Consider the following 15270-nt stretch of genomic DNA (forward strand, 5'->3'; position numbering starts at 1 on the left):
GCGGGCCGGGGCTGCGTCGATGCGCTCGCCCGCGCCGGACAGTCGTGGCCCCCGCACGCGCACGGCGCGCCGGGTCCTGGCCGGGGACGGGCGGCGGCACCCGACGGAAGGTCGCCGCCGGTCACTCCCGTTGCGCCGCCCCGGCGGTCCGCGCACGAGGGCCGCCCGGGCACACCGACCTCATCGCCCGGCGGGGCCCTCTGGTAGGCGCGGGGCAGCCGGAGCCGGTCTGCTGCCGCACCCCGGCGGAGGAGAGAGTGCTGGAGCCCGTCAAGCAGACCGCCACGGCGGCGGCTCAGTGGACCCGTGGCAGAGGGGGTCGAGTCCGTCGGGTCCCGGCCGCCCGCGGGGTGCGCGCGGACGTGCTGGTCGGCGTGGTCAGACCTCGCGCCAGCGGGCCATCGCCAGCGAGAACGCTCCGAACAGCATCAGGCCGACGGCCACCACCACCAGCAGCCACGGCCCGGCGGGGGTCTGCGTCAGCGTGCGCAAGGTGTCGTCCACCCCCTTCGCCTGGGCAGGGTCGTAGCGCACGGCGGCGTGCACCGCGAAACCGCCCGCCGCGGCGAAGACCGTGCCCCGCGCCACGCCGCCGGCCACGCCGAGCAGTTCGACGGCCCGGCGCCACTGGCGGGAGAGGCCGCCCAGGTTCATGTGCTTGCGGAACGTGCGCCGGACGGCCTGTACGGCAATGACGACGCCGCCCACGACCAGGGCCGCCCCGACCGCGCCGACCAGCCATTGGCCGCCGGGCCAGCCGAGGGCCTTCGCCGTCACGTCGCGCGACTGCTCGTCGCCGGACCGGGCACCGCCCGAGCCGGCCGCGAACGACAGGACCGAGTAGGCGGCGACGGCGTAGAAGACGGCCCGGGCCGCCGAGGCCAGCCGCTTCGTGGCCGCGTCGCCCTTGGGGCCCGCGGCGCCGAACGCCGCCTCGGACAGCCGCCACAGCAGCATGCCGACCAGACCGATGCCGACGGCCCAGACGAGGAACGGCCCCAACGGCTTCCCGGCCAGTTCCTGCAACGCGCCCTGCCGGTCCGCCTCTTGCCCGCCGCCGGTGCCGAGGCCGACGCGTACGGCCAGCAGTCCGGTCAGGGCGTAGAGCACGCCCCGGGCCACCAGCCCGCTGCGCGCCGTGACTTCGCGTGCGGTGCCGCCGCGGGAGACGGCGCGCACCCCTTGGCCGGCCACCGTGGACGTCACCGGGCCGGCCCTCGTCCCGCGGGGCGCCGGACGTTCACCTCTGTGTGCCGCATCCCTCAACCTTCCCCGTACGGTCGGTTCGTGAGTTCTCCGGACAGCGCGAGCTGCCGTACCGGACGGGTGGGTACGGCAGCGGGTCGTGCCGGTTCGGTGGCCCGCACACGACACCCGGGGGGAGGGGGTGCCGTATGCGGGCGCCGATCCCGATGGGCTGCCACACCGCTCGAAGCGCCAGCCCACCGACATCAAGCCGTATGGCCCGGATCCGGGGACGCAAACGCCGCCCCGGCATTTTCTTTGACCGGCGGGACCGGCCGGACGGCCCGGACCGGCCAGCCTCCGCGTCGGCCGCTTCAACGCGCCCGGCCCGGGCAGAAGCCAGCAACGATCTTGCACTGACAGGGGGGCGATGCGCCGATGACCGTTCCGACCCGGCCCATACCCGGGCCCGTGCGACCGGCCGGTCGCAGGCCCCGGTTCAGCCTGCGCGCGACCGCGCTGTGGTTCGCCGCCGTGGCGCTGCTGGTGTGCGGCGCCGGGTTCGCCGTACGGATCCTGGCCGGGGCGGCCGCCGCGCACCCGGTCGCGGCCGTCCTGGTGGCGGCGGCCTGTGTCCCGGCCGCGTGGAGCTCCGTCCGCGCGGGGCGCCGGCTGCGCCTGCGCCGGGCCGCGCGCCGGGCGGCGCGGGCGCTGGACCGCGCCGCGGCGGAGGCCGTGGCACCGGAAAGCGCGCCGGAGCCGGCGCCGCCCCCGGTGGCCACGGCCCGGGTGGACTACGACGCGCTCGACGGCGACGCGTTCGAGGGGGCGGTCGCCGAGTTGTGCGAACGGGACGGCTGCCGGGACGTGAGTGTCGTCGGCGGCGCCGGGGACCTGGGCGCCGACATCGTCGCCACCGCCCCCGACGGGCGGCGCATCGTCATCCAGTGCAAGCGCTACTGCGCCACCAACAAGGTCGGATCGCAGGACCTCCAGCGCTTCGGCGGCACCTGCTACGCGGTGCACGAGGCCGACGTGGCCGCGGTCGTGACCACGAGCGACTTCACCACCCCGGCCGCCGAGTACGCCGAGCAGTGCGGCATCCTCTGCTTCGACCGGCCGGCCCTGCACGCCTGGTCCGCCGGCACCGGCCCCGCTCCCTGGGACTGCGTCCCCGCCCCCGTCCGGCCGCTGTAGCGGCCGGACGGGGGCGCGAGGGGGTGGTCAGAGGCGGGCGAGGATCGCGGTGAGCTGCCCGACCTCCGCCGACTGGTTCTCGACCACCTCGCCGGCCAGCTTCTTCGCGGCCGGGTCCTGGCCGTCCCGCTGTTCGGCGCGGGCCATCTCGATCGCCCCGTTGTGGTGCGCGATCATCAGGCGGGCGAACGCCTTGTCGAAGTCCGTGCCCCGGGCGGCGCCGAGGTCCTTCATGTCCTGCTCGGACATCATCCCGGCGGTGCCGGATCCGTCGTGCGCGCCGGAGCCGTGGTGCATCCCCGGCACGGCGCTGCCCGATTCCGGCTTGCCCCAGGCCGCGAGCCAGGCCTTCATGGTCCGGATCTCGGGGTCCTGCGCCGTGCGGATCGCGGCGGCGAGCGTCTTGACACCGGTGTCCTGGGCCCGTCCTTCCGCCAGCGCGGCCATCTCCACGGCCTGCTGGTGGTGCGGGATCATCGCCTGCGCGAAGGTGACGTCCGCGGCGCCGAACGCCGCTCGGGAGGCGCTGGGCGTGCTGTGCTCCATACCGCTCATCGTGCTGCCGCCGCCCCCGCAGGCGGTGAGGAGCAGTCCGGCGGCGGTCGCGGTGGCGGCGAGGGAGATACGGCGGCGGGTGGTGCGGAGGGTGGTGCTGGGCATGGTGCAACCTCGTGGTGTCTGAGCTGCGGATACGGACGAACGGGGGGCCGCGGGCAGCAGGAACCGGCCCGCGGCGGCGTTCGGCCTATATGCGCAGGATCGACAGCAGGGCGAGGTCGGGGGCCCGTGGCGGCGGGCGCGGGACCAGGCCGGTCACCGCGCCCGTGCGCGGATGCGCCGGCCCGTCGCTACACCGGCGCAGGGCAGCGCGCAGCAGCACGAGCAGAACGGCGGCGCTCAGCACGGCAACGCACAGCGAGGCCATGTCCATGCCTGGAGCGTGCGGCGCCGCCCGGTCGCCGTGGTCCGGGCCGGCGGCGGCCGCCATCCCGGCCTGCGCGTGCACGGCCGGATGCGCGGCCGGATGGGCGGACGGGCTGTCGGGGTGGCCGGTCGTGTGCATCACGAAGACACCGAGCGCGAGCACGACGACCAGCAGCTGCCCCCAGGCACCCGCCGCCCGACCGCTCCGGCTCGCGCTCACGCTCCGACCTCCCGCGCCCGACGATACCGCCCACGGCCGTCGCGACCGCGCGCGGCGTCAGGCCATCGCGCGCGGCGTCAGGCCATCCAGAAGAAGACCGCCGTCATGCGCTTCTCCTCCAGGGTCGTGCCGCAGTAACCCGTGGCCGTGTGGATCAGATTGGCGGAGTAGAGGAGCAGGCGGTTGGCCTTGTGGGGGACGCGGACGTCCTCCACGAAGGAGTCCGGGGAGACGAAGCGGGTGCCGAGGGCGTCGACCAGGTTGTTGTGCGGGGCGGCCACCTGGTTGCCGCCGAGGCTGCCGCCCGCCAGCTGCTGGCGGTAGAAGCTCGTGCCGTAGTCCTTGGGTACCGAGGGGTTGAGGTAGAGCACGGCCGCGTAGCGGCACAGGGAGCGGGAGTCCGTGTGGGGGCGGGGCTCGCACTCGCCCGCGCCGACGACCTGGACGCAGTTGTGGTTGAACGTGCCGCCCCCGGAAGGCTGTTCCGCCCAGATCTTCGGGGCGCCGGTCGCCTTGCGCACCAGCCGTTCGACGTGCGCCAGTTCGGCCGGCTCCAGCGCGGGCATCGTGCGCAGGCCCGGCCAGCTCTCCGGCTTGTGGGGGTAGCCCTCCGTCCAGTCGTTCCTGGCCAGGCAGCGCTGCCGGACGGCGTCCGGGTCCGGCAGCACGTCGTCGAGTATCCAGTAGTCGCGGCCGCGCGTCGGCTTGCGGTACGGGAGCACGGGGAGCGGTGGGGGTCGTAGAGACATGGATGGGAACGTAGTTGCCGCACCGGCGGGGCTCGCCAGGGAAGCGGTCAACCTTGGGTCAAGGGTTCTTCATACGGGCGGCCGCCGTGCAGTTCCAGGGGGCCGGTGCCCTCGGCCAGCGCCGTCAGGCAGGCCTCGATCTGCCGGCGCAGCAGGGGTTTGACGAGACCGCGCAGCTCGCCCCGGGCCGCGGTGCGCCAGCTCAGCAGCTCGCTCGACGGCAGCCGGACGGCGGCGAGTTCGGCCGGGCCGAGCACGCCGCCGTCGTAGAGGAACCGGATGCGGGCCGGCCGTCCCTGCTTGTGGGCCCAGTTGACGGCGAGCAGCCGCCCGGGGGAGCGGTCCAGGCCGGTCTCCTCGCGCACCTCACGCGCGGCGGCGGCTCGCGGGGTCTCACCCGTGTCGCTCTCGACGCCGCCGCCGGGCAGGATCCAGCGGCCCGGCCTGCCGTAGGCGGGGCGCACCAGCAGGACGCGGCCGTCCCGGTCGGTGAACAGCACGCTCGCCGCGGTGACGGCCTTCGGGCGCGCGGCGCGGTGTCCGGCGGCGTCGAAGGCGCCCGCGAGTTCCAGCTCGGCCCGGCGGGCGGGGTCGAGCCCGGCCGGGGAGCCGGGTTGCGGGCTGGCGTCCGCCAAGTGCGCGAAGGAGCCGGCGTACAGGGCGGCCAGTGCGGCGCGCAGCCGACGGGCGGCGGGGGCGGGGAGCCGCTCGTAGGCCTCCTCGGGCGTCAGCCAGTGCGCCCCGGCGGTCCGCCCGCCGTTGGCGGTGATCGAGTCGGCCTGCCCGGGAGTGAGCGGTCCGACGAGATGGAGGTGCGTGACGAGGGACCGGCCGCGCGCGCCGGGCCGGCAGGAGTCGACCGCGAGCAGCCGGCCGGCCGGCGCCGCCAGGCCCAGCTCCTCCCGCAGCCACCGGGCCAGACCTTCCTCGGGGGTCTCCGTGTCGGTGACCGCACCGCCGGGCAGATCGGGGCCGTTCGCGTGGGCGGTGGCCAGCACGAGGACCCGCCCGCGGGCGTCCAGGACGATGCCGGTCGCGGTGACGAGCGGGGCGCGCCGGGCGGCGCGGTCCGCGCGCGGGCCACCGGGCGAGGGGCGGTCGGGCACTCGGTCTCCTGGGTGCGATGGGGCGTGGGCCGCACCATTGTGGGCGGGGCGCGGGCCGCACCATTGTGGGCGCCCGGTGGCCGCGGCGCGGTCAGGCGCGGGCCAGCAGCATGCCGCCCATCGTCACCATGGTGGCGGCGACGAGCCCGTCCAGGACCCGCCAGGCCGCCGGGCGGGCCAGGAGGCCGCTCAACAGGCGGGCACCGTAGCCCAGGGTGGCGAACCACGTCAGGCTGGCCACGCCGGCGCCGATGCCGAAGGCCCACCGCAGGTCACCGCGGTCGGCGGCGAGGGAGCCCAGCAGCAGGACGGTGTCCAGGTAGACGTGCGGGTTGAGCCAGGTCATGGCCAGGCAGGTCAGCACGGCCCGGCGGGCGGAGCCGGCGGAACCGCCGTCGGTACTCAGGGCGGCGCCCGGGACCGGCCGCAGCACCCGGCGGGCCGCGAGGACCCCGTAGCAGACCAGGAAGCCGCCTCCGGCGAGGGCGACGACCGTGAGCGCGGCGGGCCAGGCGGTGACGAAGGCGCCGACACCGGCGACGCCGAGGACGATGAGGACCAGGTCGGACAGTGCGCAGATGGCCACGACCGGGAGGACGGCGTGCCGGAGCGCGCCCTGCCGCAGGACGAAGGCGTTCTGCGCGCCGATGGCGACGATGAGGGAAAGGCCGGTGCCGAAGCCCGCCAGGGCCGCTGTGGTGATGCCGGGAGTCATGCGTCCGACCGTAGGCGGCGCCTTCCATGCAGTACAGCTAAAGATTTTTACGTAGCATTAGCGCTCGTGATGGACGAACTTCCCCTCGAACAGGTGCGGACGCTGCTCGCGGTGGTCGACGAGGGCACCTTCGACGCGGCCGCCGCCGCCCTGCACGTGACGCCCTCCGCCGTCAGCCAGCGCGTCAAGGCCCTGGAGCAGCGCACCGGCCGGGTGCTGCTGATGCGGACCAAACCGGTACGGGCCACGGAATCCGGGCAGGTGGTGGTCCGCTTCGCGCGGCAGCTGGCCCGGCTGGAGCGCGACGCCCGGGCCGAACTGGGCATGGGCATGGCCGACGGGAGGGGCCCGGTGCGGCTCCCGATCGCGGTCAACGCGGACTCGCTGGCCACCTGGTTCCTGCCGGCCCTGACCCGGGTCCCGCAGGACCCGCCGGTCTGCTTCGAGCTGCACCGCGAGGACGAGGCGCACACCACGGCGCTGCTGCGGGAGGGCCAGGTGATGGCGGCGGTGACGTCCTCGCCCGATCCGGTGGCGGGCTGCACCGTACGGGCACTGGGCCTCGCCCGGTACCTGCCGGTGGCCAGCCCCGCCTTCGTGGCCCGGTACCTGACCGGGTCGCGCCCGCCGGCCGATCGGCTCGGCCGGGCACCGGCGATCGTCTTCGACCGCCGGGACGAACTGCAGGACCGGTTCGTACGGTCGCTCGCCGGGCCCGGCGCGCCGGAGGCCGAGGCTGCTCCCGCCCGGCACCACGTGCCGACCTCGGAGGGCTTCCGCGACGCGGTGGCGGCGGGGCTCGGCTGGGGGATGGTGCCGCAGCCGCAGGCGGAGCCCCTGCTGCGGACGGGGGAGCTGGTCCTGCTCACGCCGCGCAGACCCCTGGACGTACCGCTGTACTGGCAGCAGTGGAAGCTGGACTCGCCCGCGCTGGCGGTCGTCGCGGCGGTGATCGCCGAGGCGGCGGCGGAGGCGCTGCTGCCCGCGGAACCGACGCCTTAGGGTGGGCGCCATGGACTCCTACACGATCGGCCAGGCGGCCCGGCTGCTCGGCGTGAGCGTCGACACGGCACGCCGCTGGGCCGACGCCGAGCGGTTCCCGACCCGGCGCGACGGGCTCCGGCGGATGGTCGACGGCCCCGACCTGGCGACCTTCTGCGTGGAACTGGCGCGGGAGGCGGCGGACGGCGACGACGCCCCGTACACCTCGGCGCGCAACGCCTTTCCGGGCATCGTCACCGCGGTGAAGCTCGGCACCGTCGACGCGCAGGTGGAGATCCAGGCCGGACCGCACCGCGTGGTGTCCCTGCTGACCCGGGAAGCGGTGGAGGAGCTCGGCCTGGAGGTCGGGGCCCGGGCCGTCGCCCGCGTCAAATCGACCAGCGTCTTCATCGACCGGGCCTGACCGCGCCCCGGTACGGATGACGGCGCCGGTGAGGGCGCGGGCGCGGGGCGGCGGGAGGGCGAGCCGTGGCGGTGGCAGACTGGCCGCTGATCCGCCGAAGGGAAGTAACCCGTTGTCCATGTTCAGCAGCCTGCGCCGGGCCGTGCGCCGCGGCTACCGCCGGGCCGTCGACCTCAGCCACCCGGCCCGCTCCCCGCTCGGCAGCGCGGTCGTCAACTGCGTGGTCTACCGCGACGGCGTCCGCCAGGACGGCTGCGCCAACGCCGAGGAGGCGCTGCGCCGGGTCCGCAAGAACGGCGACGGCTTCGTCTGGATCGGCCTGCACGAGCCGTCCCAGGAGGAACTCGCGGGACTGGCGGAACTGTTCGGGCTGCACCCCCTCGCGGTCGAGGACGCCGTGAACGCGCACCAGCGGCCCAAGGTGGAGCGCTACGACGACACCCTCTTCGCCGTCTTCAAGACGGTCCGCTACGTCGAGCACGAGGAGCTCACGGCCACCAGCGAGGTCGTCGAGACCGGCGAGCTGATGGCCTTCACCGGCGAGGACTTCGTGATCACCATCCGGCACGGCGGACAGGGCACCCTCGGCCCCGTCCGCGAGGCCCTCGAAGCCGCACCCGAGCAGCTCGCCAAGGGGCCGGCCGCGGTCCTGCACGCGATGGCCGACCACGTGGTGGACGACTACGTGGCCGTCACGGACGCCGTGCAGAGCGACATGGACGCCGTCGAGACCGCCGTGTTCAGCGAGAGCGGCGCCGGCGGCGACGCCGGCCGGATCTACCAGCTCAAGCGCGAACTGCTCGAACTGCGCCGGGCGGTGGCCCCCCTGGCCCGGCCGCTCCAGCAGCTCGCCACGCAGCCGATACCGGTGATCCCGCCCGAGATCCGCGCCTACTTCCGCGACGTGGCCGACCACCTCTCCCGGGCCACCGAGCAGATCAACTCCTACGACTCCCTCCTCGACTCGATCCTCCAGGCCCACCTCGCGCAAGTGACCGTCGCCCAGAACGAGGACATGCGCAAGATCACGGCCTGGGCGGCGATCGTCGCCGTTCCGACCATGGTCTGCGGGGTCTACGGGATGAACTTCGACCACATGCCGGAAACGCACTGGCTGTACGGCTATCCGATCGTCCTCGTCGTCATGGCGCTCGCCTGCTACGTCATCTACCGCGGCTTCCGGCGCAACGGCTGGCTCTGAGCCCGCCCCGGCGCCGGTCAGCGGCCCCGGGCGGTGGCCAGGCTCAGCAGCAGCAGTGGCTGCGACGTCGGCCGCGCCGAGCCGCCCGCCGGCTCCAGGGTCAGCCCGACCGCGGTCGCCCGGCCCACCGGGCCGCTCATCAGGGTGCCGCCGTCGCCCGGGACGAGACCGGCCGGACGCATCCCGCCGCCGTCCGCGAACCACAGCTGGTACGTCTTGCCCGCCGGGGCGGCCGGCAGCCCGGAGCTCAGGAACGCCGCCTGGTTGCGCGCCTCGCTGACCACCACGGTCGCCCGCGCCCCGGACGCCGTACGGCCGGCCACCGTACGGGCGTCGGGCGCCGCGATCACGTCGGTCAGGTCCCGCAGGTCGTGCACCGCCCGGGCGGCCTCCCGGGCCTGCTCCCGCTGCCACAGCGCCGTGCCGCCCAGGGCCAGTGCCCCGGCCAGACAGGCCGCGAGGGCCAACGGGAGGGCCCGTCTGCGCAGGGCCACGATGCCCCGCCGGGGCGGGGGCTGCTGGCGCACCGAGTCGATGCGGGCCATCACCTCGGCCCGCATTCCGGGGGGCGGTGCCAGGGCGACCGCCGCACCCAGCCGGGCCGCCGTGGCGGCGAACTCCCGTACCTCCTGCGCGCACAGCGGGCAGGAGGGCAGGTGGCGCGCGAACGCCTCCCGTTCCTCCGGGTCCAGCGCGTCCAGGGCGTAGGCGCCGGACAGCGCGTGCAACTGGTCGGTGCCGCTGCTCATACGGTGACTCCCATGCAGTCGCGCAGCCGGATCAGCCCGTCGCGCAGGCGTGTCTTGACCGTGGGGAGCGGGGTGCTCAAGGTCTCGGCGACCTCGCGGTAGGTGAGCCCGCCGTAGTAGGCGAGGTGGACGGCCTGCCGCTGGAGTTCGGTGAGCCCGCGCACGCAGCGGCGTACCTGCTCGCTCTCCAGCCTGATCTCCACCCGCTCGCTCACCTCGTCGTAGGCGCGGGTGTGCTCGCGCGCCGCGTTGTCCTGCTCGCGGGCCGTCGCGGCCTGCGCCGAGCGGACCCGGTCCACCGCCCGGCGGTGGGCGATCGTCATCACCCAGGTCATCACGCTGCCCTTGTCGGGCCGGTAGCGCGGCGCCTGGCGCCAGACCTCGATCAGCACCTCCTGCGTCACCTCCTCCGACTGGGCGCGGTCGCGCAGGACCCGGACGACGATCCCGTGCACGGGGCCGGCGATCACCTCGTACAACGCGGCGAAGGCGTCCTGGTCGCCGCGGGCGATCAGCTCCATCAGGGCGGGGAGATCGGGTCCGGAGCGTTCCCGGGGCCCGCCGAAGGTCACCGGCTGCTGTCGCACGCGGGCCTCCTTCGCCGGCCGCAGCGGACGTTTCGCGAACGGGTCATGGCGGTCGTCCTCCGGAAGGGGTGCGAGCTCGGTCCTCCACCAGCATTCGGAGCGGAGGGCCGCCGCGGATTGGATTGCTCCGGAAATGACAACGGGGTTTTCGCCGCACCCGTTGTCTGGTAGGAAAGTTTCCTAACGGAATCGGAAGCCTCAACCCCCGTATGGAGGCCTTGTGTTCGCCCCCCACCGCAAGAGCAAGACCGTCGCCGTGGGCGCCCTCCTGGGCGCCGCCCTGCTCGCCGTCCCCGTCGCCGCGCACGCCACGGCGGCCCCGGCCCCGGCCGCCGCGCTCCCCGCCGCGGCCGCCAAAGCGACCGGACTCGACGACCCGGCGAAGAAGGACATCGCCATGCAGATCGTCTCCAGCGCCGAGAACTCCTCGCTGGACTGGAAGGCGCAGTACAAGTACATCGAGGACATAGGCGACGGCCGCGGGTACACGGCCGGCATCATCGGCTTCTGCTCCGGCACCGGCGACATGCTCGACCTCGTCGAGTACTACACGCAGGTCAAGCCCGGCAACGTGCTCGCCAAGTACCTCCCGGCGCTGCGCAAGGTCGACGGCACCGACTCGCACAAGGGCCTGGACCCGAACTTCACCAAGGACTGGGCGAAGGCCGCCCAGGACACGGACTTCAAGAAGGCCCAGGACCACGAGCGCGACCGGGTGTACTTCGACCCCGCCGTCAAGCAGGGCAAGTCCGACGGGGTCGGCACGCTCGGCCAGTTCATGTACTACGACGCCATCGTCATGCACGGCGACGGCACCGACCCCACCAGCTTCCGCAGCATCCGCAAGCGCGCCCTGACCAAGGCCAAGCCCCCGGCCCAGGGCGGCAACGAGACCACCTGGCTGAACGCCTTCCTCGACGCCCGCGTCTGGGCGATGAAGCAGGAGGAGGCGCACAGCGACACCAGCCGCGTCGACACCGCCCAGCGGGTCTTCCTGAAGAAGGGCAACCTGAACCTCAACACCCCGCTCGACTGGAAGGTCTACGGGGACTCCTTCCACATCGGCTGAGCCACCCGCGGCGGCCCGGACCGGATGCCCCGCCCGGCCCGGGCCGCCCACCCCGCCAGCACCGCCGCGGCCGCCAGCCCGTACGCCACCTGTACCGTCGAACTGCCCAGCGCCGGCCCGGAAACGTACGCGGCGGCGCTCGCGACGGCCACCCCCAGCCACTCCGCGCGGCCGTCCAGCGCCACCAGCGCGACCAGCAGCAGCGCGTACCAGGAGTAGCCCGGGGTCATCAGCAAGAACGCGGTACCGGTCACCGTCAGGGCCGCGCTCCACGGCCGGAGCGGATCACCGAGCCACCAGACGTACGCCACCACCGCCGCCATCCCGAGCGCCACGGCGGGGACCGCCCAGGACTCCGGGAGCACCAGCCGCAGCAGTGCGTACCGGCCCCCCGCGCCCGGGTCCTCGTACCCCTCCTCCTCCGCGTACCCGCCGAGGTACCCGAAGACGGACGAGCGGGACACCAGGACGTACGGCAGGTACACCAGCCCCACCACCGCGGCCGTCGGCAGCAGCACGGCCGCCGCGTCCCGCCACCGCCGTACGCCCGCCAGCGCTCCCGGCAGCAGCACGGCCGGCAGCAGCTTCGCGGCGACCGCCAGCCCGAACAGCGCCCCGCCCGCCACCCGGTGGCGCACCACCGTCCCCAGCGCGGCCACCGACAGCAGCACCGCCAGCGTGTCCACGTGCGCGTTGTTCACCGCCTCCACCGCGACCGCCGGGCACCACGCCCAGTACGCGACGGTACGGGGATCCGCGCCCGCGCGCCGCCGCACCAGCAGCAGCGCCCCCGTCACCCCGAGCGCCGTCAGCGCGCCACCGGCCTGCAGCGCCTTGTGCCGCACCCCGGGCGGCGACAGGACGTGCACCAGGGCGAAGTACCCCTCGGCGACCGGCGGGTAGATCGTGTGCACGGCCGGCCGGTTGATGCGGGTGCACGCCCCGGGCCCGAGTGCGGCCCGGTCCGGTCCGGCGCAGGCCGGCCCGCCGTGCGGGAACAGCCAGTCGTCGCGCAGTCCGCGCAGGGCCGGATCCGCCGGGGCGTGGTCGTACGGGGAGATCCCGGCGGCCTGGACCCGGCCGTCCCAGGCGTACCGGAAGGAGTCGGTACTGGTCAGCGGGGGCCCGGCCAGCCCCACCACCGCCACGGCCAGCGCGCCCGCCAGCACCAGCGGAACCACCCGCCGCCGCGGAACCCGGCGCAACGACCAGGCGGCCGCGCCGAACAGCAGCCAGGCGGCGGCGTACCACCGGGTGAGACCCGCGGGGTCGGTCCGGTACCCCTCGTCGCGGACGGCCGGCACGAGGACGGCGGTCAGGGCGGCGAGCAGCACTACGGTGAGGGCGGTCCAGGGGCCGGGACGGTGGCGGGGCTCGTTCATCGGGCCAGCCTCCCAGCGGGAGCCCGCGCCCGGCACGTGACCTGGCCCGACGTCCGCGTTTCGTAAGGTGTCGAACCGCCCCGCGGGGCGCCCGGCGGCGGTCTGATGGGGGCATGACTCCCCAAGCCCCGCGCAGCCGTTGGCGGCCCGCGCCCCCCGCCGGCCGGCCGTCCCGGTCCGACGGCCGGCTGTCCTCGTTCCCGGTCCGGCCGCCTTCCTTCTCCGGCCGGCTGCACGACGCCCGGACCGCCACCGCCGTCGGGCGGTGGCTCGGCGCCGCCTTCGCCGTCTGCTTCGTCACCGGCCTGATCAGCCACTACCTCCAGCACCCGCCGTCCTGGGCGGCGGACGCACTGCCCGCCCGCCCGGTCTGGGGCTACCGGCTCAGCCAGGGCCTGCACATCGCGACCGGACTCGCGGCGATCGTGCTGCTGCTGGTCAAGTTGTGGACGGTCTACCCGAGGCTCTTCGTCTGGCCGCCGGTGCAGGGGGTACGGCACGCACTGGAACGGCTCTCGGTCGCCGTGCTGGTGGCGGCCGCGGTCCTGGAGGTGTTCACCGGACTGCTCAACATCGTCGAGTGGTACCCGTGGCCCTTCGGGTTCATCCAGACGCACTTCGCGCTGGCCTGGGTCGCGATCGGCTCGATCCTGCTCCACATCGGCATCAAAGCCCCCGACATCAAGGCCCATTGGAGTCGCCGCTCGCCCGGGACACGGGAACTCCCGGCCGCCGACGGCCCCGACCGGCGCGCGCTGCTCCTCGGCGCCGGAGCCGCCGTCGGCGTCGTCACCCTCACCACCGTCGGGCAGGCGTTCACCCCGCTCAAGCGGCTGGACCTGCTCGCGCCCAGGCACCCCGACGCCGGGCCCATGGGCGTGCCGGTGAACCGGACGGCCGCGGCCGCCGGAATCACCGCCGCGGCACTGAAGGACTGGCGGCTGGAGGTGATCGGCCCGGCCCCCTACCGGCTGACGCTGGACCAGCTCCGCGCGCTGCCGCGGACGTCCGCCCGGCTTCCCATCGCCTGCGTCGAAGGCTGGAGCGTGGACGCCCACTGGGGCGGGGTCCGGATCAGGGACCTGCTGGCCAGGGCCGGCGCACCGCCCGGCGCCGGTCTGCGGGTCACCTCGCTGGAAGCCAACGGCGCCTACCGGGTGATGGAGATGGGCCGCGACTACGCCGAGGACCCGCTGACCCTGCTCGCCCTGGAACTCGGCGGACAGGTGCTCTCCCCGGACCACGGCTACCCGGCGCGGATCATCGCCCCCAACCGGCCGGGCGTGCTCCAGACCAAGTGGGTCACCAGGCTGGAGGTGCTGTGAAGACGTACCGATACACCCTGGGCGCCCTCGGGCTGCTGCTGATCGCCGTCGGGGCCCGGCTGGTGGCGGCGCTGCCCGATCCCGTCGACGTACTCGTCTGGCTCGGCGGGGCGCTCGTCCTGCACGACGCGGTGATCGCCCCGCTGGTGCTGGGCGCCGGCCTGCTGCTGGCGGCGCTGCCCGCGCGCGGACTGCTGCGCGGGGCGCTGCTGACCGGCGGCGCGGTGGTGGTGATCACGCTTCCGCTGCTGCTGCGGCCGGGAGGCACCGCCAATCCGTCGGCGCTGCCGCTCCCGTACGGGCGGAACCTGCTGCTGGTCCTGGGGGCGGTGGCCGTGGTGACCGCGCTCCTCGCGGCGGTCTCGGCGGCCCGCGCCCGCGCCCGCCGCTGACGGACGGGACACGTGACGGAGCCCGGGCGTACGTCCGTCCGTATGCTCGGGGGCCATGGTGAGACTGGAGCGGCTGAGGGCGGACCACGCGGACGCCCTGCTGGCCTTCGAGCGGGAGAACCGGGCCTACTTCGCGCGCAGCGTGCCGGACCGGGGCGACGCGTACTTCGCCGACTTCCCGGCCCGGCACGGTGCCCTGCTGGCCGAACAGGAGGCGGGTACCTGTCACTTCCACCTCGTGTTCGACGACGAGGGGCGGCCGGCCGGACGGATCAACCTCGTGGACGTCCTGGACGGGAGCGCCGAACTCGGTTACCGGATCGGCGAGAAGTCGGCCGGCCGGGGCCTGGCCACGGCGGCGGTCGGCGAGATCCGCCGACTGGCCGTCGGCGCGTACGGGCTGCGCGCGCTGACCGCGGTCGCCACCCGCGACAACCCGGCCTCCACGGCCGTACTCGCCCGCAACGGCTTCACCGTCGCCGGGGAGACCGTCATCGACGACCGCCCGGCCGTCCGGTACGCCCTCTGCCTCCGCCAGCCCTGACCGGCTCCCGCCCCGGCGGTCGCGGAGCGGGTGGGGCGTGCCGTGACCTGGCCGCCGGGAGCCGGCCGGGCCCTGCCCGGGGGGCCACGGGCCGGCCGCCTACGACGGCGTCCAGCCGGAGGCCGCCGCGCGGCGGTCGGCTGCGTGAGCGGCCGATCCGGCCGCAGCGGTGGGCCGGACCGAGCTCCGGCCGGTAGCTACGAGCGGGAAGCCGGTGCGGTGTCGCGTGGCGGTCGGCTGCGTGAGCGGCCGGTCCGGCCGTCGCTGCGGGCCGGGGCTAGGGGTGGGAGGGGCGGGGCGGTGGGCAGGCGCGGGTGAGTTCCACGAACACCCGGCCCGGCGCCGACCAGCGCTCCGACGGCGTCCAGCCGGAGGCCGCCGCGCGGCGGTCGGCTCCGTGAGCGGCCGATCCGGTCGTCGCTGCGGGCCGGACCGAGCTCCGGCCGGTAGCTACGAGCGGGAAGCCGGTGCGGTGTCGCGTGGCGGTCGGCTGCGTGAGCGGCCGGTCCGGCCGTCGCTG

The 15270-nt window shown here is 75.1% G+C and carries 17 protein-coding genes and 1 pseudogene; 8 read left to right on the forward strand and 10 right to left on the reverse strand.

The features are described from left to right. Positions 1 to 378 precede the first annotated feature (378 nt). Positions 379 to 1206 carry a DUF1206 domain-containing protein gene (locus ACZ4M3_RS01610; protein ID WP_467729151.1) on the reverse strand — a complete coding sequence of 276 codons (828 nt, stop codon included), beginning with the start codon at positions 1204 to 1206 and terminating at the stop codon, positions 379 to 381. 450 nt (positions 1207 to 1656) lie between these two features. On the opposite strand from ACZ4M3_RS01610, the gene ACZ4M3_RS01615 reads away from it, so the two are divergent. Continuing rightward, positions 1657 to 2382, forward strand: coding sequence for a restriction endonuclease (locus ACZ4M3_RS01615; RefSeq protein ID WP_467729152.1), 726 nt, complete (start codon positions 1657 to 1659; stop codon positions 2380 to 2382). 27 nt (positions 2383 to 2409) lie between these two features. Here ACZ4M3_RS01615 and ACZ4M3_RS01620 read toward each other — a convergent pair whose 3' ends face one another. The 5 genes from ACZ4M3_RS01620 to ACZ4M3_RS01640 all read right to left on the reverse strand — a co-directional run bounded on the left by ACZ4M3_RS01620 (position 2410) and on the right by ACZ4M3_RS01640 (position 6096). Then, positions 2410 to 3042: a DUF305 domain-containing protein gene (locus ACZ4M3_RS01620; protein ID WP_467729154.1), complete on the reverse strand. Its 633-nt coding sequence runs from the start codon at positions 3040 to 3042 to the stop codon at positions 2410 to 2412. A gap of 85 nt (positions 3043 to 3127) precedes the next feature. Continuing rightward, positions 3128 to 3526: a DUF6153 family protein gene (locus ACZ4M3_RS01625; protein ID WP_467729156.1), complete on the reverse strand. Its 399-nt coding sequence runs from the start codon at positions 3524 to 3526 to the stop codon at positions 3128 to 3130. 77 nt (positions 3527 to 3603) lie between these two features. Continuing rightward, positions 3604 to 4275 carry a DUF6445 family protein gene (locus ACZ4M3_RS01630; protein WP_467729158.1) on the reverse strand — a complete coding sequence of 224 codons (672 nt, stop codon included), beginning with the start codon at positions 4273 to 4275 and terminating at the stop codon, positions 3604 to 3606. Positions 4276 to 4322: 47 nt separating this feature from the next. Beyond that, positions 4323 to 5381, reverse strand: coding sequence for an NUDIX hydrolase (locus tag ACZ4M3_RS01635; RefSeq protein WP_467729160.1), 1059 nt, complete (start codon positions 5379 to 5381; stop codon positions 4323 to 4325). A 91-nt stretch (positions 5382 to 5472) separates the two neighbouring features. Next, positions 5473 to 6096 carry a LysE/ArgO family amino acid transporter gene (locus ACZ4M3_RS01640; RefSeq protein ID WP_467729162.1) on the reverse strand — a complete coding sequence of 208 codons (624 nt, stop codon included), beginning with the start codon at positions 6094 to 6096 and terminating at the stop codon, positions 5473 to 5475. Positions 6097 to 6165: 69 nt separating this feature from the next. Here ACZ4M3_RS01640 and ACZ4M3_RS01645 point away from each other — a divergent pair, with 69 nt between their 5' ends. The 3 genes from ACZ4M3_RS01645 to corA all read left to right on the forward strand — a co-directional run bounded on the left by ACZ4M3_RS01645 (position 6166) and on the right by corA (position 8702). Further along, complete coding sequence (locus ACZ4M3_RS01645) at positions 6166 to 7098, forward strand: LysR family transcriptional regulator ArgP (protein WP_467729164.1); 933 nt, start codon at positions 6166 to 6168, stop codon at positions 7096 to 7098. Between the two features lie 10 nt (positions 7099 to 7108). Beyond that, complete coding sequence (locus tag ACZ4M3_RS01650; RefSeq protein WP_467729165.1) at positions 7109 to 7501, forward strand: TOBE domain-containing protein; 393 nt, start codon at positions 7109 to 7111, stop codon at positions 7499 to 7501. A gap of 118 nt (positions 7502 to 7619) precedes the next feature. Beyond that, positions 7620 to 8702, forward strand: a complete 1083-nt coding sequence (gene corA, locus ACZ4M3_RS01655; RefSeq protein ID WP_467729167.1) for a magnesium/cobalt transporter CorA — start codon at positions 7620 to 7622, stop codon at positions 8700 to 8702. A 17-nt stretch (positions 8703 to 8719) separates the two neighbouring features. Here corA and ACZ4M3_RS01660 read toward each other — a convergent pair whose 3' ends face one another. Then, positions 8720 to 9451: an anti-sigma factor gene (locus tag ACZ4M3_RS01660; RefSeq protein WP_467729168.1), complete on the reverse strand. Its 732-nt coding sequence runs from the start codon at positions 9449 to 9451 to the stop codon at positions 8720 to 8722. Beyond that, positions 9448 to 9972 (reverse strand): ECF RNA polymerase sigma factor SigK, encoded by a 525-nt coding sequence (sigK, locus tag ACZ4M3_RS01665; protein WP_467730098.1) that lies wholly within the window; start codon positions 9970 to 9972, stop codon positions 9448 to 9450. Before sigK ends, ACZ4M3_RS01660 begins: the two co-directional genes overlap by 4 nt. A gap of 286 nt (positions 9973 to 10258) precedes the next feature. Between sigK and ACZ4M3_RS01670 the strand changes: the two genes are divergently transcribed. Next, a complete protein-coding gene (locus ACZ4M3_RS01670; RefSeq protein ID WP_467729169.1) occupies positions 10259 to 11107 on the forward strand; it encodes a chitosanase in 849 nt (282 codons plus the stop codon). Here the strand turns inward: ACZ4M3_RS01670 and ACZ4M3_RS01675 are convergent. Next, positions 11080 to 12489 (reverse strand): glycosyltransferase 87 family protein, encoded by a 1410-nt coding sequence (locus ACZ4M3_RS01675; protein ID WP_467729170.1) that lies wholly within the window; start codon positions 12487 to 12489, stop codon positions 11080 to 11082. The two genes, ACZ4M3_RS01670 and ACZ4M3_RS01675, sit on opposite strands and share 28 nt — an antisense overlap. A 113-nt stretch (positions 12490 to 12602) precedes the next feature. On the opposite strand from ACZ4M3_RS01675, the gene ACZ4M3_RS01680 reads away from it, so the two are divergent. From ACZ4M3_RS01680 to ACZ4M3_RS01690, 3 genes are read left to right on the forward strand one after another with little or no spacing between them, the layout of a single operon-like run. Further along, a complete protein-coding gene (locus ACZ4M3_RS01680) occupies positions 12603 to 13814 on the forward strand; it encodes a molybdopterin-dependent oxidoreductase (RefSeq protein WP_467729172.1) in 1212 nt (403 codons plus the stop codon). Beyond that, positions 13811 to 14206 carry a hypothetical protein gene (locus ACZ4M3_RS01685; RefSeq protein ID WP_467729174.1) on the forward strand — a complete coding sequence of 132 codons (396 nt, stop codon included), beginning with the start codon at positions 13811 to 13813 and terminating at the stop codon, positions 14204 to 14206. Before ACZ4M3_RS01680 ends, ACZ4M3_RS01685 begins: the two co-directional genes overlap by 4 nt. A gap of 55 nt (positions 14207 to 14261) precedes the next feature. Beyond that, on the forward strand, positions 14262 to 14750 hold the full coding sequence (locus tag ACZ4M3_RS01690) for a GNAT family N-acetyltransferase (protein ID WP_467729176.1): 489 nt from the start codon (positions 14262 to 14264) through the stop codon (positions 14748 to 14750). A gap of 277 nt (positions 14751 to 15027) precedes the next feature. Here the strand turns inward: ACZ4M3_RS01690 and ACZ4M3_RS01695 are convergent. Then, positions 15028 to 15270 (reverse strand): annotated as a pseudogene (locus ACZ4M3_RS01695) (hypothetical protein); the annotation flags it as partial.

It is taken from the genome of Streptomyces sp. NPDC026522, assembly GCF_055567555.1.